This window comes from Pseudomonas sp. HN2-3 (assembly GCF_020691745.1).
Classification (GTDB): domain Bacteria; phylum Pseudomonadota; class Gammaproteobacteria; order Pseudomonadales; family Pseudomonadaceae; genus Aquipseudomonas; species Aquipseudomonas capeferrum.
Window position 1 is genome coordinate 2,570,818 of sequence record NZ_CP085704.1, and the last position, 16,911, is coordinate 2,587,728.

At 62.2% G+C, this 16,911-nt stretch carries 15 protein-coding genes and 1 pseudogene; 5 read left to right on the forward strand and 11 right to left on the reverse strand.

All coding sequences use genetic code 11. The features are described from left to right. Positions 1-55: 55 nt before the first annotated feature. The 5 genes and pseudogenes from LJX93_RS11745 to LJX93_RS11765 form a co-directional block, all read right to left on the reverse strand. Positions 56-316 (reverse strand): annotated as a pseudogene (locus tag LJX93_RS11745) (PAS domain-containing protein); the annotation flags it as partial. A gap of 27 nt (positions 317-343) precedes the next feature. Beyond that, positions 344-1,999, reverse strand: coding sequence for a PAS domain-containing sensor histidine kinase (locus tag LJX93_RS11750; RefSeq protein ID WP_033697459.1), 1,656 nt, complete (start codon positions 1,997-1,999; stop codon positions 344-346). A 60-nt stretch (positions 2,000-2,059) separates the two neighbouring features. Next, positions 2,060-3,469 (reverse strand): GntR family transcriptional regulator MpaR, encoded by a 1,410-nt coding sequence (mapR, locus tag LJX93_RS11755; protein ID WP_033697460.1) that lies wholly within the window; start codon positions 3,467-3,469, stop codon positions 2,060-2,062. Positions 3,470-3,521: 52 nt separating this feature from the next. After that, positions 3,522-4,925: a cytochrome c oxidase accessory protein CcoG gene (ccoG, locus tag LJX93_RS11760; protein WP_033697461.1), complete on the reverse strand. Its 1,404-nt coding sequence runs from the start codon at positions 4,923-4,925 to the stop codon at positions 3,522-3,524. Positions 4,926-5,046: 121 nt separating this feature from the next. Further along, positions 5,047-5,286, reverse strand: coding sequence for a DUF3203 family protein (locus LJX93_RS11765; protein WP_033697462.1), 240 nt, complete (start codon positions 5,284-5,286; stop codon positions 5,047-5,049). Positions 5,287-5,440: 154 nt separating this feature from the next. Between LJX93_RS11765 and LJX93_RS11770 the strand changes: the two genes are divergently transcribed. Then, the gene (locus LJX93_RS11770) at positions 5,441-5,974 is read left to right on the forward strand and encodes an MgtC/SapB family protein (protein WP_033697463.1); all 534 of its coding nucleotides are present in this window, start codon (positions 5,441-5,443) and stop codon (positions 5,972-5,974) included. A gap of 531 nt (positions 5,975-6,505) precedes the next feature. On the opposite strand, the gene LJX93_RS11775 is transcribed toward LJX93_RS11770, so the two are convergent. The 3 genes from LJX93_RS11775 to LJX93_RS11785 form a co-directional block, all read right to left on the reverse strand. Beyond that, entirely contained in the window at positions 6,506-7,405 is a 900-nt protein-coding gene (locus LJX93_RS11775) for a hydroxymethylglutaryl-CoA lyase (protein ID WP_033697465.1), read from the reverse strand. A 20-nt stretch (positions 7,406-7,425) separates the two neighbouring features. Then, positions 7,426-7,824 (reverse strand): MerR family transcriptional regulator, encoded by a 399-nt coding sequence (locus tag LJX93_RS11780; protein ID WP_027593543.1) that lies wholly within the window; start codon positions 7,822-7,824, stop codon positions 7,426-7,428. 85 nt (positions 7,825-7,909) lie between these two features. Next, complete coding sequence (locus LJX93_RS11785; RefSeq protein ID WP_033697466.1) at positions 7,910-8,788, reverse strand: helix-turn-helix domain-containing protein; 879 nt, start codon at positions 8,786-8,788, stop codon at positions 7,910-7,912. A 171-nt stretch (positions 8,789-8,959) separates the two neighbouring features. Here LJX93_RS11785 and pobA point away from each other — a divergent pair, with 171 nt between their 5' ends. Then, a complete protein-coding gene (gene pobA, locus LJX93_RS11790; protein WP_227697216.1) occupies positions 8,960-10,147 on the forward strand; it encodes a 4-hydroxybenzoate 3-monooxygenase in 1,188 nt (395 codons plus the stop codon). A gap of 37 nt (positions 10,148-10,184) precedes the next feature. Here the strand turns inward: pobA and LJX93_RS11795 are convergent, their stop codons facing one another. Then, positions 10,185-10,835: an ankyrin repeat domain-containing protein gene (locus tag LJX93_RS11795; RefSeq protein WP_265106054.1), complete on the reverse strand. Its 651-nt coding sequence runs from the start codon at positions 10,833-10,835 to the stop codon at positions 10,185-10,187. Positions 10,836-10,951: 116 nt separating this feature from the next. Between LJX93_RS11795 and ggt the strand changes: the two genes are divergently transcribed. The 3 genes from ggt (at position 10,952) to sodC (ending at position 14,337) form a co-directional block, all read left to right on the forward strand. After that, positions 10,952-12,742, forward strand: a complete 1,791-nt coding sequence (gene ggt / locus LJX93_RS11800; protein ID WP_033697473.1) for a gamma-glutamyltransferase — start codon at positions 10,952-10,954, stop codon at positions 12,740-12,742. Between the two features lie 70 nt (positions 12,743-12,812). Beyond that, positions 12,813-13,694, forward strand: a complete 882-nt coding sequence (locus LJX93_RS11805) for a LysR substrate-binding domain-containing protein (RefSeq protein ID WP_033697476.1) — start codon at positions 12,813-12,815, stop codon at positions 13,692-13,694. A gap of 127 nt (positions 13,695-13,821) precedes the next feature. Next, positions 13,822-14,337: a superoxide dismutase family protein gene (gene sodC / locus LJX93_RS11810; protein ID WP_227697217.1), complete on the forward strand. Its 516-nt coding sequence runs from the start codon at positions 13,822-13,824 to the stop codon at positions 14,335-14,337. 374 nt (positions 14,338-14,711) lie between these two features. Here sodC and ctlX read toward each other — a convergent pair whose 3' ends face one another. Further along, positions 14,712-15,668: a citrulline utilization hydrolase CtlX gene (gene ctlX / locus LJX93_RS11815; protein WP_052040690.1), complete on the reverse strand. Its 957-nt coding sequence runs from the start codon at positions 15,666-15,668 to the stop codon at positions 14,712-14,714. Positions 15,669-15,691: 23 nt separating this feature from the next. Next, positions 15,692-16,744 carry an ornithine cyclodeaminase gene (locus tag LJX93_RS11820; protein WP_227697218.1) on the reverse strand — a complete coding sequence of 351 codons (1,053 nt, stop codon included), beginning with the start codon at positions 16,742-16,744 and terminating at the stop codon, positions 15,692-15,694. Positions 16,745-16,911: the final 167 nt, after the last annotated feature.

Below are 16,911 nucleotides of genomic sequence, written 5' to 3' on the forward strand. Positions count from 1 at the left end.
TCATCGTACCCGTAATGAACAGTACTTTGCTGTGCGGGTGACGTACGCGGTATTAGGCAATGCCGCCACTCAAGTGGCCAACGGCCTCCATCTTCTGGGCATGACGCAATGCCTCCTCAGCCTTGAGCAGACGTTGTTGGGCCGTGACCCGTTCGCTGATGTCGTGGGCGAACAGGTAGGCGCCTTGAACAACGCCATCAGGGGCACGCAAGCAATTGAAGCACAGCTCGTAATGCCGCTGTGCAGCCCCATTGCCTAAATGCTGGGTCAAGGTGAACTGCTCGCCCGACAGCGCACGTTGCCACAAAGGCTTAACGCGTTCACGGCGAGGGCGAAAAGCCGCTCAACGCAAATACGCGTTAACGCCCAGCAGGCGATCGATGCGCTGCGCAAGTGCCTTGAGCTCGAACGGCTTGCAAAGCACTTCGGTGGGGCCGGCAGGCAGACTGCTGGCCACGCTGCTGGTGATGTCATAACCGGTGATCAGTATCACCGGCGCCTCACTGGCAAGGCTTCGGTAGGCCCCGGCGAGTTGCTGCCCATCGATGCCGCCGGGCAGGCCGACATCGGTGATCAGCAAGTCCGGCAACGGCCCCTCCCGCAATGCATTGAAGGCGCTAAGGCCGTCCTCGCAAACCTGGACCTCGTGCCCCAGTTCTTGCAGCACTTCGCTGAGCACCAGGCGCATGGTCGCCTGATCTTCAACCAGCATGATCCGATAAGGCCTGTGTTGCGGCTTTTCGAGGATCTCTTCGGGTGCCACACAGGGTGCTGGGGGCGTGATACTTTCGTCCCGAGGCAGATACAGGTGAACGGTGGTGCCTTGGCCCGGCGTACTGTCGATGCGTAACTGGCCGCCCGACTGGCGCACAAAGCCGTAGACCATCGACAACCCAAGGCCAGTACCCTGGCCCATGGGCTTGGTGGTGAAGAAGGGATCAAGCGCACGCTGCATAATGTCCTTGCTCATGCCTATGCCGGTGTCGTCCACGCGGATATGCAAGAACTGCCCCGACGGCAGGTCCATGCTGCTCGCCTGGTCTTTGTCGAGTTCGGCGTTTTCGCAACCAATGCGCAATGTGCCGCCCAGCGGCATGGCGTCGCGGGCGTTGATGCACAGGTTGAGCAGGGCATTTTCCAGCTGCTGAGGGTCGATGCAGATCGACCACAGTCCTGCCTGGGTCAGGTCCTGGAAGTCGATGTGCGAATCAATCGAGCTACGGATCAGGTCGTTCATGTCAGCCACCAGCAACTGCACGTCGACCGGTTGCGCCAACAGTGTCTGCTGGCGCGAAAATGCCAGCAGGCGTTGCACCAGCGACGCCGCGCGCAATGCATTGTGCTTGCCGACGTCGAGCATCCTGGCAGTGTCGAAGTAGCGCTGTTGGCCCAGGCGTTGCTCGGCCAGCTCCAGTGCGCCAAGCATGCTCCCCAGCAGGTTGTTGAAGTCATGGGCAATGCCGCCGGTCAACTGGCCGACCGCTTCCATTTTCTGCGATTGGCGCAGGGCTTCTTCGGTTTGGCGCAGGCGCTCCTGCTCGGCAACCCGTTCGGTGATGTCATAGGCGAACATGTAGCCACCCTGAATGCGCTGCTGCTCATCGCGCAGCGGGTTGTAGCGGATTACGTAGTGGCGCAGGTCGTCAGGTGGCCCGAGGGAGATGGTATCGATGAATGCTTCGCCGGCCAGCAGGCGCGGCCATACCGGGGCCAACCGGCCCATGATGTCCGGTTGGTTGGCAAGGAACTGCGGAATGTAGTCGCCGATCTGTGGCACAAAACCGCGCAAACGCTGGAAGGTTTCGCGGGCAGTGCGGTTGATTGCCACCAGGCGCATCTTTCGGTCGGCCGCAAACACGTTGGCCAGGCTGCTGTCGACCAGTTGACCGAGCAGTTTGTTGTTGGCCTGCGCGATGTCCTCGCGCTCGGTCAGCAGAGCTTCCAACTCTGCGACACGTGCCTGCAGCTGCTGGTAGGAGGGTTGAGTGACTGGCGGCATGCTGTTCGATCCGTTGAACAATTCGCACAAACTATAGTCGTGTCTCAATGCCCCCAGCCATCAAAATGAACGAATGATGCGCCCCAGGGTCTCCATCGCCCGTTCGGCACCGTCATGCCAGGGGCTACCGTAATTCAGGCGGATGCAATTGCCGAAGCGTCGCGTTGGCGAGAAGATCGGCCCGGGCGCAACGCTGATGCCTTGGGCCAAGGCCATGTGGAACAGCTTCAGTGCGTCCATCTGCTCTGGCAGTTCGAGCCACAGGAAGTAGCCGCCGGAGGGCTGGCTGACCCGCGTCTGTGCCGGAAAGTACCGGGAAATGGCTGCGAGCATGTTGGCTTGCTGGCCTTCCAGGGCGTAACGCAGCTTGCGCAGGTGGCGGTCATAGCCACCGTGCTGCAGGTAGTCGGCGATGGCTGCCTGGGCGGGCATCGAGGCGCACAGCGAGGTCATCAGCTTGAGCCGTTCGATCTTCTGGGCGAAGCGCCCGGCGGCCACCCAACCGATCCGGTAGCCGGGCGCCAGGCTCTTGGCGAACGAACCGCAGTGCATCACCAAGCCCTGCGTATCGAAGGCCTTGGCTGGCTTGGGCGCCTGTTGCGCGTAATACAGTTCGGCATAGACGTCGTCTTCAATCAGCGGCACCTGGTGGCGTGCCAGCAGCTCGACCAGCGCCTGCTTCTTGGCCTCCGGCATGCTCGCACCCACCGGGTTCTGGAAGTTGGTCATGCACCATACGGCCTTGACCGGGTGCTTCTCCAGGGTCTGCGCCAGCACGCTCAGGTCCATGCCCTCGCGCGGGTGAACGGGGATTTCCACCGCTTTGAGTTTCAGCCGTTCCAGCACCTGCAGGCAGGCATAGAAGGCCGGTGCTTCGATCGCCACCAGGTCGCCGGGTTCGGTCACGGCCTGCAGGCACAGGTTGAGGGCTTCGAGAGCGCCGTTGGTGATCAGCAGCTCTTCCATCGGCAGCATGAGCCCGCCGACCATGTAGCGCAGGGCGATCTGCCGGCGCAACTGGGGGTTGCCAGGGGACAGGTCGGTGACCACCATGCGCGGGTCCATTGCGCGGCTGGCGCTGGCCAGCGAGCGCGACAAGCGCTGCAGCGGGAACAGTTCGGGGCTTGGGAACGCCGAGCCGAACGGCACGGTGTTGGGGTCCTTGATCGAGTCGAGGATGGAGAAGACCAACGCGCTGACGTCGACATCGGTGGACTCGCTGACCGGTTGCAACGCCTGCGGCTCACTGAACTGGCGCGGTGCATGGGCGTTGACGAAATACCCCGAGCGCGGCCGTGCGCGGATCAGCCCGCGCCGCTCAAGCAGGTAATAGGCCTGGAACACCGTGGACGGGCTGACCCCGTGAGTCTGGCTGGCATAGCGTACCGAGGGTACGCGCTGGCCGGGGCCCAGCACACCCGAGCGGATCAGTTCGGCAATGTCGTCGGCGAATCGTTCGTAGCGTTTCATTCTGGCCTTCTGTCGAAGCCTGGCAGGCAAGGTAGACAAACAGTTTAAGGGATCAGCGGTTCATCGGCGCGACGAAGCGGCTTTGGGCAACACTGCGTACAGCAGGTTCGTCGCTGTCCTGCACCTCGAAACTCAAGGTCTGCGAGCTGCTGGCGGGACGCTCGGCGAGCATCGCCACCGAGACAGGCAGTTCGCTCATTTCGCCGGCCGGGATGATGAACTCGGTCTTGCCCTGCAGGGTGAAGCCGTCGGCGTCCAGCAACCGCAGGTGATAGCGCTGGGTGCTTTCGGTCTTGTTGATGACTTTGAGCAGGTAGATGTTCTCGATCTGGCCCAGGGCGTTTTCGCGGAACAGGCCACGGTCCTTGATCACGTCCAGCGACACCATCGGGCGCCACTGCAAGGCAAGCACCAGTGCGCCGACCATCACCACCAGCGCGGCGGCATAGCCCAGCAGGCGAGGCCGCAGCCAGTGGGTGGTGCCGCCCTGCAGGCTGTGTTCGGACTTGTAACCGATCAGGCCGCGGGCGTAACCCATCTTGTCCATGACCCCGTCGCAGGCATCGATGCAGGCCGCGCAACCGATACAGGCCATTTGCAGGCCGTCGCGGATATCGATGCCGGTGGGGCAGACTTGCACGCACATCGTGCAGTCGATGCAGTCGCCCAGGCCTTGGGCTTGGGCGTTGCTGCTTTTCTTGCGCGGGCCACGGGTTTCGCCCCGACGCGGGTCGTAGGCTACCGCCAGGGTGTCTTTGTCGAACATCACGCTCTGAAAACGGGCATATGGGCACATGTGCAGGCAGACCGCTTCGCGCAACAGACCGGCATTGATGTAGGTGGCGGCGGTGAAGAACAGCACCCAGAACAGCGCGACGCCGCCCAGTTGCAGGGTGAACAGCTCCGCCGCCAGGGGCTTGATCGGGGTGAAGTAGCCAACGAAGGTCAGGCCGGTGAGCAGGCCGATGGCCAGCCACAACCCGTGCTTCAGTGAGCGGCGGGCCAGCTTCTCCAGGCCCCAAGGGGCTGCGGCGAGCTTGATGCGTTGGTTGCGGTCGCCTTCGCTGATCTTTTCACACCACATGAACAGCCAGGTCCAGGTGCTTTGCGGGCAACTGTAACCGCACCACACACGGCCGGCGTAGACAGTGATGGCGAACAGGCCGAAGGCGCAGATGATCAACAGCGCCGACAGCAGGATGAAGTCCTGCGGCCAGAAGGTGGCGCCAAAGATATGGAACTTGCTGCTGCTCAAGTCCCACAGCACGGCCTGGCGGCCGTTCCAGTCGAGCCAGACGGTGCCGAAAAACAGGAGAAACAACAGCCCGGCGAAGCCGATGCGCAGGTTGCGGTACAGCCCGGTGAAACTGCGGGTGTGAATGCCGCTGTCGACATGGCGTTTGGCGGCGGTGACTACGGGCGCGGCAATCTCGGTAAATTGAATTCTATCGTTCATGGCTCGGTGCTCATCAGGCCTCGATCAGGCATGAGCACTATGGCCCCCGAGCTGTTATCAGCACAGGCTCAGGTTTCGCGATAAAAACCGTATCAGATGCGCAGCTGAAGGCCGCCAGGCCTCATATTACCGAGCCTGGAACGCTTGTCTTCAGATGCCTGCGGCTATCCACCGCACCCGCCACGGTCAGGGCATCGGCCTCTGCCTCGGTGATTGGTACGCGTTGCCCGGCGAGCAGCGCCACCGACATGCGCAGCTGTTCGTCGGTGATGATTTCGATGGCTGGGCCATCGCCTTCCAGATGCACATCGTCGCCGATGAGGGTGCAGCGGCGGGTGCTTTCGTCGATTTCAACCGGCATGGGAACATCCTCTTGGTGGCGGTTACAGGTTGTGACCGCAGCACATGGCAGGTTGCTGCATCGTTCCGCCGGGCGGGCGGCATCGCACTTGTCAGCGCGCAGCGGGTCAACCCTCAGAAGGGCCGCACGCCGAGCCCGGTCGAGGAGCATCACTATGAACCCCTGGTGGCACCCCATCTGGCAGGCCATACAAGCCGAGTTCGCCGACATCACCGACGAGCGCGAAGTGACCCAGGTCCTCGTGCGCCTGCTGATGGCCGCGCTGCTCGGTGCGGTACTGGGTTTCGAGCGCGAGCACAAAGGCAAGTCTGCCGGCGTGCGCACGCACATGCTGGTCTCGCTTGGCGCTGCACTGTTTGTGTTGTCACCGAGCATGGCCGGCGCTGACGAGCAGGCGCTGAGCCGGGTGATCCAGGGCATTGTCGCCGGTATCGGCTTTCTGGGCGCGGGGACCATTCTCAAGGGTAACGGCCAGGACACCAGCCATGTGAAAGGGCTGACTACCGCTGCCGGGTTGTGGATGACCGCCGCCATCGGCACGGCTGCCGGCATGGGGCGTGAGGCCACGGCATTGATCAGCACGGTGCTGGCCTTGCTGGTGCTGGGCACGATGCCTTTGCTGGTGGAGAAGGTCGAGAATGTGGATGAGGCGAAGCAGGAGGAAGAGGAGGAGGGCAGGAAGCACTGAGGGGAGCCTAAGCTCCCCTCAAAGTGATGTTGCCTGCTCTTTTTTATTATTGAAGACTGGCCTTTTGTTGTTTTTGTAAGCCTGTCTTTGTGTTGCGAGCGACCCCCATGCGGGGTCAAGAGCAAACGTATTTTTTTGAGCGCTGACCTGCTTTCACCATGACTGGTCCGGTGCTGACTGCTGCTACCTTGAGGTAGTTTTATTGTTCTGTGTCAGACCGCGGGGCGTACCCCTGAAAAGCGTGCCTACTCCAAAAAAATCTGCTTGCTACGCCTCTGCCGTGTTGTTCTTGTTATGTCAGAGCCGTTACCTGTTGTTTTTATTGGGTGTGTCGTTTTTCTTGTTCTTGTACCAAAGATATAGCAGGGCCCGTGCCAACTTTTGCAAACCCTTTAAAATCAATCACTTAAGCGTTTACGGAAAAACACCGAGCCTGAAATTTTGTCGATTTGTTTCCCTGTTACCCGATTTTTTGCTGTGAAACGTGGGGGAGGTAACACTCCACCCACATTCATGTGACACCCGTATGACTTACTGCGCGCTGCGTGCCCGCGCCACCCGCGAGCCGTTGGCCCGGCCAAGCACCTGGCTGATGCGTTGCCCCGCAGCAATCAGGCGGTCCAGGTCGATGCCGGTCTCGATGCCCAGCCCCTGGAGCAGGTACAGCACGTCTTCGGTGGCGATATTGCCGGTGGCGCCTTTGGCATAGGGGCACCCCCCCAAGCCCGCTACCGAGCTGTCAAACACGCTGATGCCTTCAAGCAGGCTGGCATACACATTGGCCAAGGCCTGGCCGTAGGTGTCGTGGAAGTGCCCGGCCAGCTGCTGGCGGGGCACCTGGGCCGAGACGATGTCGAACAGCCGACGGGTATCACCGGCGGTACCGGTACCGATGGTGTCACCCAGCGACACCTCATAGCAGCCCATTTCATGCAGGGCTCGAGCGACCGGGGCAACCTGTTCGGCGCTGACCGTGCCTTCATAGGGGCAGCCCAGCACGCAGGAGACATAGCCACGCACGCGCACGCCGTGGTTGCGCGCGGCTTCCATGATCGGCTCGAAGCGTTTGAGGCTGTCGCTGATCGAACAGTTGATGTTGCGCTGCGAGAAGGCCTCGGACGCTGCGGCGAACACCGCCACCTCCTTTACCCCTGCCGCCAAGGCATCTTCGAAACCCCGCAGGTTGGGGGCCAGGGCTGCGTAGGTGACACCGGGCTTTTGCTGGATTGCGGCGAAGACTTCGGCGGAACCGGCCATCTGCGGTACCCACTTGGGCGAGACAAAACTGCCGACTTCGATGTAGGCCAGGCCCGCCTCGGTGAGGTCGTCCACCAGGCGTACCTTGTCGGCGACGCTGATGGGTTGGGCTTCGTTTTGCAGGCCGTCGCGGGGGCCGACTTCGACCAGACGGACTTCTTTGGGCAAGGGCATGGCGGGTTTCCTGTGGCGGGTCAACGGTTGTCTTTATTGTTCAAGGTCGCGGCGAGGGCTTGTTCACAGCGCTCCTGGGCGGTGTCGAGTTCGAGTTGCATCTGGTGGATGTCGAGCATCTGCTGTTCCAGCTGGGCGCGTCGTTCGGCGATTTTCACCAGCATGCTATTGAGCTGCTTGAGATTGCCGCTGGTGGGGTCGTACAGCTCGATCAGCTCGCGGCATTCGGCGAGGGAAAAGCCGATGCGCTTGCCGCGCAGGATGAGTTTCAGGCTGACCTTGTCACGTGCCGAATAGATGCGTTCCAGGCCGCGCCGCTCGGGGCTCAGCAAGCCCTGTTCCTCGTAGAAGCGGATGGCGCGGGTGGTGATGTCCAGCTCGCGGGACAGGTCGGAGATGCTGTAGGTCTGAAGGCTCATGCTGGGGCTCGGCGTGGAGTATGCAGGTATCCTGAATGCAGGTTGACGTATACGTCAAGCAGGGCTTGAAGGCGTGTGAGGGTTTCTAATCTGGCACGCCTGTGCGCCGATACGCATTGGGTGTCTGCCCACTTAGTCGCTTGAAAAACCGCGCAAAGTAAGTCGGGTCGGTAAACCCCAGGGTATCCGACAACTGCCCGATGCTCATGCGGGTATAGAGGAGGTTGCGGCGCGCCTCCAGCAGCAGGCGCTGATGCACCACCTGCAAGGCGGTCTGCCCGCTCAAAGCGCGGCACAGCTGGTTCAGCTGCAGGCTCGAGACGTTCAGCCGCGCAGCAAAATCTTCCACGGACAGGTGCTCGCGGTAATGGGCCTCGACCAGGCGCAGGTATTGCCCGAGCAATTGCCGGTCACGTTCGTCACGGTTGCGTGGCGTCTGCCCCAGTTGCTGCTGGCGGCTGATCCACACCATCAATGCTGTGACCAGCGCCTGCAGCATCGTCGCCCGGGCCGGGGCATTGCCCTGGTACTCCTGCTGCAAGGTGTCGATCAGGCTGCGCAAGCGCTGGCGGTCCTTGCCCAGCGCATAGCACGCCGGCGCGGCAAGCATGCCCAGCGGCGCGCCCAGTTGCTGCTCAAGGCCCGCCACCAGCGCGGTGCCGAAGGTCAGCACATGCCCTTGGATGTCGGCACTGAAGCGAAAGCCGTGCACGGTCAATGGCGGTACTACCTGGATCGAGGCTTGGCTGATCGCGCGGCGAACACCTTCGATCTCCACCTCGGCCTGGCCACGTTGCACATACAACAGCTGGAACAGCTCGGCGTGCTGGTGCGGTTTGATTTCCCAGTGGTGCAGGCGGCTGCGTGCCGGGATCGACTCGCAGTGCAGCAGGTCGGTGCCGGGCCACGCCTGGTTTTCGCCATACAGCTGGAACAACGGAATGCCGGGGAGGGTGGATTTCATGCGGGGATGCCTGTCCGTTAATCGAACGTTTTTTGTAAAAGTGCAGGTTTTGCATGGAATAGCACACTTAAACGGCTGGCGTTGCCCGTAAAAATGCAGGTGCAAACCCTAACAGCAGATGCCCGGCCACTGCCAGTCCAGGCCGGCATCGCCCGACTAGAGACAACAACAATGAAAACTCAGGTTGCAATTATCGGTGCAGGTCCGTCTGGCCTGCTGCTCGGCCAATTGCTGCACAATGCCGGTATCGAGACCGTCATCGTCGAACGCCAGACCCCTGAATACGTGCTTGGGCGCATCCGTGCCGGGGTGCTTGAGCAAGGCACTGTCGACCTGTTGCGTGAGGCCGGTGTATCGGCGCGCATGGACCGTGAAGGCCTGGTGCATGAAGGTGTCGAACTGCTGGTCGGCGGGCGTCGCCAGCGGTTGGACCTCAAGGCCCTGACCGGCGGCAAGACAGTGATGGTCTACGGCCAGACCGAGGTCACCCGTGACCTGATGCAGGCGCGTGAAGCCAGTGGGGCGCCGATCATCTACGCGGCGAACAATGTGCAGCCGCATGAGCTCAAAGGCGAGCGGCCGTACCTGACGTTCGAGAAGGACGGCCAGGCCCACCGCCTGGAGTGTGACTACATCGCCGGTTGCGATGGTTTCCACGGGGTTTCCCGGCAGAGCATTCCCGAGGGCGTGCTCAAGCAGTACGAGCGGGTCTATCCATTTGGCTGGCTTGGCTTGTTGTCCGATACGCCCCCGGTCAATCACGAACTGATCTATGCCCACCACGAGCGGGGTTTCGCGCTGTGCAGCCAACGCTCGCAGACGCGCAGCCGCTATTACCTGCAAGTGCCGCTGGACGATAAGGTCGAAGCCTGGTCCGACGAGCGTTTCTGGGACGAACTCAAGGCCCGTTTGCCCGCCGAGGTTGCGGCTGACCTGGTCACTGGCCCAGCCCTGGAAAAAAGCATCGCGCCGCTGCGTAGCCTGGTGGTCGAACCGATGCAGTACGGCCACCTGTTCCTGGTCGGTGACGCTGCGCACATCGTCCCACCCACCGGCGCCAAAGGTTTGAACCTGGCAGCTTCGGACGTCAACTACCTCTACCGCATCCTGGTCAAGGTGTACGGCGAAGGGCGTACCGACCTGCTTCTGCAATATTCGCCGCTGGCCCTGCGCCGGGTATGGAAGGGCGAGCGTTTCAGCTGGTTCATGACCCAGCTGCTGCATGACTTCGGCAGCCACAAGGATACCTGGGACCAGAAGATGCAGGAGGCAGACCGCGAGTACTTCCTGAACTCCCCGGCGGGGCTGCTGAACATTGCCGAGAACTATGTGGGGCTGCCGTACGAAGCAGTAGTCTGACCTGCCATTGCGCAAACGAATTGTGCCTGCCTCGAAATTAGCGAGTCAGTAGCGCCTCCATCTCCCGGTATCCCCGCTGGCGCGCATGCTCCAGCGCGGTAACCCCGTCCTTGTCGGCAATCTGCCGATCCGCCCCCGCAGCCAGCAGCCGGCGCACAATCTCTACATGCCGCGGCCCGCCATCCCCCAGGATCACTGCCTCCATAAGCGCGGTCCAGTGCAGCCGGTTCAGGTGGTTCACGTCCACCCCGGCGTCTATCAGCATCTGCACGGTCTCGACGTGCCCACGCTCCGCCGCAGGGATCAACGCAGTTCCCCCGTATCGGTTGGTGCTCCGGAGGTCGGCACCGTGGCTCAGGGTCAGCCGCAGGATGTCGTTCAGGCCCCGGGCGCCGGCATACAGATAAGGGCTGTCATCAATATTGTCCTTGGCGTTCACGTCGGCACCGGCCTCGATCAGCGCTTGGGCCGCCGCAACCTGGTTGCCGTGAGTGGCCACCATCAGGGCAGTGCGCCCTTGCTCATCACGGCTTTCCAGTCGGGCACCTTGTGTCAGCAACTGTTGCAAGGTGCGCACGTCATCGTGACTGGCAGCGTTGTGCAGGTGGTTGTCCATGGTGGTGTTCTCGGCGTGGGCGGCAAGGCTGGTGAACAGGGCGAACAGCATGGTTGCGAGTGGTATACGCATGGGATGGGCTCCTTGGTGACCTGTCTGCATCCTAGAAAAATCACACCAGGTCTTGAAGTTAAGTTTGCGCATGACCGACAGTGGTCTGCTGAATAGACAAGGCAGGAAGCAAAACGATGAAGTTCTCTACACCGCTGATGAGCGCGCTGTGCCTGGCGGTCGCGAGTGGGTGGGCCTGTGCCGACCAGGTGATGCCCGCACCACCCGAGCTGGCGTCCGGCTATCGCACTGGCCTGCAGCCGGTGCACGCCAACCGGCATATGGCCGCCGCCGCCAACCCGCTGGCCACCGAAGCGGGGCGGGCGATGCTGCGTGCCGGCGGCAGCGCCATCGACGCGGCCATCGCCATGCAAATGGTGCTGACCCTGGTCGAGCCGCAATCCAGCGGCATCGGTGGTGGGGCTTTTATCCTGTACTGGGACGGCAAGCGCGTGCAGGCTTTCGACGGCCGAGAGACTGCCCCGGCGCAGGTAACGGAAAAACTGTTTTTGCAAGCCGATGGTTCGCCGATGCCGTTCAAGACGGCGCAGATCGGCGGGCGCTCAGTGGGTGTACCCGGGGTACTGCGCGCGCTAAAACTGGCTCACGAGCAGCACGGCAAGCTGCCTTGGCAGCAACTCTTTGCCCCGGCCATTGCGCTGGCACGTAACGGTTTCCCGGTTTCCGAACGCCTTCACACCCTGGTGGCGGGCGACCCGTATATTCGCCGTTCACCCTCCATGGCCCGCTACTTCCTGGATGAAAAGGGCAAGCCGCTGCCGGTGGGCACGAGGTTGCGCAACCCCGAGCTTGCGCAAACCTTCGAGCAGATTGCCGCGCACGGTCCCCGAGCGTTCTATACCGGTGAAATCGCCGGGGCCATCGTGGCCAAGGTGCGCAGCCATGCCAATGCCGGTTACCTGTCGTTGCAGGACCTTGAGCAGTACCGCGCCAAAGAGCGCGAGCCGGTGTGCGGCCCCTACAAGGCCTGGCGTATCTGCGGCATGCCGCCGCCATCGTCGGGTGGGGTAACGGTGTTGCAGACGCTGGGCGTGCTTGAAGCCGTGCAGCGCGCCACGCCACAACGCGATCTGGCAGCATTGCGGCCGCTGGCGAACGCGTCCCCGGCAGGCCTGGAGGCATCGCCGCTGGCCGTGCACCTGATCGCCGAGGCCGAGCGCCTGGCCTATGCCGACCGCGCTCAGTACCTGGCCGACAGCGATTACGTGCCGGTCCCGGTCAAGGGCCTGATCGACGCCACCTATCTGGCCAGCCGAGCAGCGCTGATCGGCGAGTACAGCATGAAGCGCGCCCGCCCAGGCACCCCGCAGGGCGCGGACCTGGCCATGGCCCCTGACCGTTCGCCGCTGCGCATTTCCACCTCGCATCTTTCTGCAGTGGACGACAGTGGGCAGGCCTTGGCGATGACCACGTCGGTGGAGGCCGCGTTCGGCGCGCACCTGATGGTCAAGGGCTTCCTGTTGAACAACCACCTGACCGACTTTTCCTTCCTGCCGCAGGAGCATGGCAAGCCGGTGGCGAACAGGGTCGAACCGGGCAAGCGGCCCTTGTCGGCCATGGCACCGACCCTGGTGTTTTCACGTAACTCGGGGGAGCTGGTGGCCAGCCTCGGTTCGCCCGGTGGGTCGCAGATCATCGGTTACGTGAACAAGGCCCTGGTCGGCTTGCTGGACTGGCAGCTCGACCCACAGCAGGCCAGCAGCCTGCCCAACTTCGGCAGCCGCAATGCCGCTACCGAGGTGGAAGCACAGTTGACCAGCCCGGCGCTGATCCGCCAGCTGGCGGCCTGGGGGCACGAGGTCACGCCCATGACCATGACCAGTGGCATGCAGATCATCCAGCGCGATACCAACGGTTGGTCAGGCGGCGCCGACCCGCGGCGCGAAGGCGTGGCGCTCGGCGATTGAGGGCGCGCGTTGCGGGGCATCAGGTAGCGTGGTAGAAATCACCCTTGTCATTTAGAAGTTGAATATCAAGATGTCTATCAGCGTGAAATCGAATAGAGCCCTGTTCGACCTCGACCTGCTGCGCGCTATTGTCGTGGTGGCCGATTGCGGCAGTTTCACCACCGCCGCCGCGCGGCTGCATTCGACCCAATCCACCATCAGCCAGAAGGTGCGGCGCCTCGAAGAAATGGTCGGCCACCGTCTGCTGGTGCGCGGCAACCGTGATGTGCTGCCGACCGACGCCGGGCAGACCTTGCTCGGCTACGCCCGCCATATGCTGGCCTTGAACGACCAGATGCTCGAAGCGTTGGCCGGGGCGATGGTGGGTGTCACAGTGCGCCTGGGCGTGCCCGAGGACTTCGTCGGTGGGCGCACCACCAATGCCTTGTCGGCGTTCAGCCGCCTGCACCCCCAGGTCAAACTGGAGGTGACCAGCGGGCTGTGCCGCGACCTCAGCCAGGCCTATGACAATGGCGAGCTAGACCTGGTGCTGCTCAAACAACGGCGCAACAGCCGCGAAGGGGTGGCGTGCTGGCCAGAGCGCCTGCAGTGGATAGACAGTGCACGCATGCCGTCTTTCGAGCTCGACCCGATTCCGTTGGTGACCTTTCCGCCGCGCGGTTTGTACCGCGACGACATGATCACCGCCATCGAAGGCATGGGCCGGCGCTGGCGTATCAGCTTCACCAGTTCCAGCCTCAGCGGCATCCAGGCTGCGGTAGCCGATGGCATGGGTATCAGCCTGCTGCCACCTCGGGCGGCAACGCGTGAACACCAGGTACTGGGGGGCGAGCAAGGGCTGCCCGAGGTCGACAGCTACGAGATCGTCATCGTGCACCGGCCCACGGCGGACGTGATGGTCAAGGCATTGGCCGAGGTGATGACACAGTTGCTGGCTGGCGGCGGGATCTAGAGCCCCTTGCTGCCTCGTGCAAAGGAAGTGTTTCAGTCTGTGGCCGAATGGAATATCTGACAGGTTATGCAGTCCCACTTGTTATCCGGGTACGACACCCATCCTCCCCATGCCATGGAGAAACAACATGAAAGCAGCGCTTTTCATCGCATTGCTGGCCAGCGCCGGCCTCGCCCAGGCCGCCGAGAAGGTGGAGCTCAAGCTGGCAGGCCCCGACGGCCCAGGCAAGTCGATAGGCACCATCAGCATCGAACAGAACAAGTACGGCGCGCTGTTGACCCCTGATCTCAAGGACCTGCCGCCTGGCGTGCACGGGTTCCACTTGCATCAGAAGGCGTCGTGCGCGCCTACCGAGGAAAACGGCAAACCTGTGCTTGCAGGTGGCGCGGGCGGCCACTGGGACCCGGATTCGACCCAGGCGCACAAGGGCCCGTTCGATGACAGCGGCCACCGTGGCGACCTGCCGGCGTTGTACGTCGGTGCCGACGGCAAGGCCACCTACCCCGTGCTTGCGCCCCGCCTCAAGGCCGAGGACTTCAAAGGCCATGCGCTGATGGTGCATGCCGGTGGCGACAACCACAGCGACCACCCTGAAAAACTGGGCGGTGGCGGTGCACGCGTGGCGTGTGGGGTTGTGCAGTAATAGGTGTTCGCCACAACATTTTCAGCGCCTGTGAGATCGAGCGCCGCCCGCGCGGCGCTTCGCGGGGCAAGCCCGCTCCCACTGTCTACCTTCGGCCAATTATGCCTGTGGCATCTTCACTGTCCGCCTTGTGTGCCCGACTCGATATTGAGGCGGGTGCTGTTTGCTTCACCTCAATCTCATGCATGCACCAAGGCTGGCAGTGGAAATGTAACTGACAGCACTTGCCGGAGTTAGACAGTGGGAGCGGGCTTGCCCCGCGAAGCGCCGCGCGGGCGGCGCTCGATATCCGCCCCCCTGAAGAAACCAAGGCAGGCACCGCTAGCCCCAATACCCTCCCAGACGATCCTCAAAACTCAGCAATACACCCCAGATCAGTCAACCGCCCCCCGCGCGCCCCTCGGTGACAGGTGAATCCCGGCGATCATACAGCGCACCGAGCCGCCGGCCATTTCAATGGTCGGTACATCCAGCGGCACCAGCCGCGCCGAACGCTCGATGCGTTGACGCTGCTCACCGGTAAGGCTGTCGAACGCTTTGCGCGAGAGCGCCAGAATCCGACCATCGCTGCCCGACAGCTCGATGGCGTTACCTGCAAACTGGCTGATCTGCTGGTTGCTCAGGTCGATGACATCCCGGCCCGACTCGATCAGCCGCATGCGCACCTCTAGTGCGCGGGCGCGGTTGGTGAACGTGCCAAAGCCGACCAGGGCAAACTCGGTGGCTACGCACATCAGCACGTTGGTGTGATAGATCGGCGTGCCGTGCTCGTCTGCCGTGTCGAACACCATGGGCTCGAAGTTGAAGTGGGTGCTGAAACGCTCGAGGGCGATCGGGTCGGCGCGGTTGGAGCGTGCGGTATAGGCAACCCTGGACAGATGGTCGAACACCATCGCCCCGGTGCCCTCCAGAAACAGCTCGTCCTGCTCCAGGCCGGAATAGTCGATCACATCCTGCACGCGGTACTCATGCTTGAGCATTTCGATGACGTCCGCGCGGCGCTCGCGCCGACGGTTGCGCGAGTACATCGAGTAGATCGCGACATGGCCGCCCGGGTGGGTCGAGAACCAGTTGTTGGGGAACACTGAGTCCGGCGTGTTCTGCTCGCCGAAGTCATCGAACAGGTGCACCCGCACACCCTCTGCTTCGAGCCTGCCTGCTGCCTGGGTAACCTCGTCGCGCGCCACATTGGCCAAGGCCTGGGCGGTGATGTCGGGGTGGGTGCTCTGGAACGAATTGTCTGCTGCTGTTTCCGGGTTGGGGGTGAAGGCGTGCGGCCTGACCATGACCACGGCCGCAGGTGCTTGAATGGAACGCGTTGGAAATGCCATCTGGAATACCGAGAGTAGGAGAGTTATGCAACGCGTCGGATACGGCTTTTTGCAGCGCGGCCGCGGGTGTGGCTGAACAGGTCTTTAGGGTCTTCGTCCACCCACGGTACCAGGTCTATCTTCGAACCCATGCCGCGCTTCTCGGCTTGCTGTAGTGCGTACCGTAGTACAGTGTAATCTTCCAGCGCGAAGCCTACTGAGTCGAACACTGTCACCTGGCTTTCACTTTGCCGGCCTTCGGTTTCACCGCGCAGTACACGCCACAAGTCAACGACCGGGAAGTCGCCGGGCAACTGCTGGATGTCACCTTCGATGCGGGTTTGCGGTTCGTACTCGACGAACACGCGCGCGTTGCGCAGTACGTCGGCATGCAGTTCGGTCTTGCCTGGGCAGTCGCCGCCTACCGCATTCAAGTGCATGCCAGGTTCGAGCATCTCGGGGGTGATGATGGTTGCGTAGGCCTTGTCGGCGGTCACGGTGGTGATGATGTCGGCACCTTTGACCGCTTCTGCCACCGAGCCGGCTTTGCGAATGCTCAGGCCCGTGTATTCCTTGAGGTTGGCAATCAGTTTGGCGGTGGCCAGCGGGTCGGTGTCGTAGGCGACGATTTCTTCGATCCCCAGGTGCTTATGGAAGGCCAGCGCCTGGAATTCGCTTTGCGCGCCATTGCCGATCAGCGCCATTTTCTTCGAGTTTGGCCGGGCCAGTGCCTGTGCGGCCATCAGCGAGGTTGCGGCGGTGCGCAGGGCAGTGGCGATGGTCAGTTCCGACAGTAACACCGGGTACCCCGTCGCCACATCGGCCAGCACGCCAAATGCCATGACCGTATGCAGGTCTTTGGCAGTGTTGGCCGGGTGCCCGTTGACGTATTTGAAGGCATATCGATGTGTGTCCGCGACTGGCATCAATTCGATAACGCCGACGTCCGAATGGCTGGCAACGCGTGCGGACTTATCAAAGTCCTGCCAGCGTTTAAAGTCTTCGCGCAGGGCGGCGGCCAGTTCACCCATGAACGGCGCTACGCCAATGTCATGCACCAAGTCGGACATGGTTGGAACATCAATGAAATACGTCATGCTCTTGCACCTTATTGTGGGCGTTCTCACCCGTTGCCGCAGGGTGAACGCTTACGATTGTTGAGGGGTTGCCAGCACGACAATTTTGATGAAAGGTTGCGTCAAATTGAAGAGAGCAGGTTGCCAGTTTCGTCAACTTTCTAGACAATCTGTTACCCCAGAATAAC

Coding starts and splice junctions, on each gene's coding strand:
- LJX93_RS11750 (WP_033697459.1), bottom strand. CDS start 1,999: ATGCCGCCAGTCACTCAACCCTCCTACCAGCAGCTGCAGGCACGTGTC.
- mapR (WP_033697460.1), bottom strand. CDS start 3,469: ATGAAACGCTACGAACGATTCGCCGACGACATTGCCGAACTGATCCGC.
- ccoG (WP_033697461.1), bottom strand. CDS start 4,925: ATGAACGATAGAATTCAATTTACCGAGATTGCCGCGCCCGTAGTCACC.
- LJX93_RS11765 (WP_033697462.1), bottom strand. CDS start 5,286: ATGCCGGTTGAAATCGACGAAAGCACCCGCCGCTGCACCCTCATCGGC.
- LJX93_RS11770 (WP_033697463.1), top strand. CDS start 5,441: ATGAACCCCTGGTGGCACCCCATCTGGCAGGCCATACAAGCCGAGTTC.
- LJX93_RS11775 (WP_033697465.1), bottom strand. CDS start 7,405: ATGCCCTTGCCCAAAGAAGTCCGTCTGGTCGAAGTCGGCCCCCGCGAC.
- LJX93_RS11780 (WP_027593543.1), bottom strand. CDS start 7,824: ATGAGCCTTCAGACCTACAGCATCTCCGACCTGTCCCGCGAGCTGGAC.
- LJX93_RS11785 (WP_033697466.1), bottom strand. CDS start 8,788: ATGAAATCCACCCTCCCCGGCATTCCGTTGTTCCAGCTGTATGGCGAA.
- pobA (WP_227697216.1), top strand. CDS start 8,960: ATGAAAACTCAGGTTGCAATTATCGGTGCAGGTCCGTCTGGCCTGCTG.
- LJX93_RS11795 (WP_265106054.1), bottom strand. CDS start 10,835: ATGCGTATACCACTCGCAACCATGCTGTTCGCCCTGTTCACCAGCCTT.
- ggt (WP_033697473.1), top strand. CDS start 10,952: ATGAAGTTCTCTACACCGCTGATGAGCGCGCTGTGCCTGGCGGTCGCG.
- LJX93_RS11805 (WP_033697476.1), top strand. CDS start 12,813: ATGTCTATCAGCGTGAAATCGAATAGAGCCCTGTTCGACCTCGACCTG.
- sodC (WP_227697217.1), top strand. CDS start 13,822: ATGAAAGCAGCGCTTTTCATCGCATTGCTGGCCAGCGCCGGCCTCGCC.
- ctlX (WP_052040690.1), bottom strand. CDS start 15,668: ATGGCATTTCCAACGCGTTCCATTCAAGCACCTGCGGCCGTGGTCATG.
- LJX93_RS11820 (WP_227697218.1), bottom strand. CDS start 16,744: ATGACGTATTTCATTGATGTTCCAACCATGTCCGACTTGGTGCATGAC.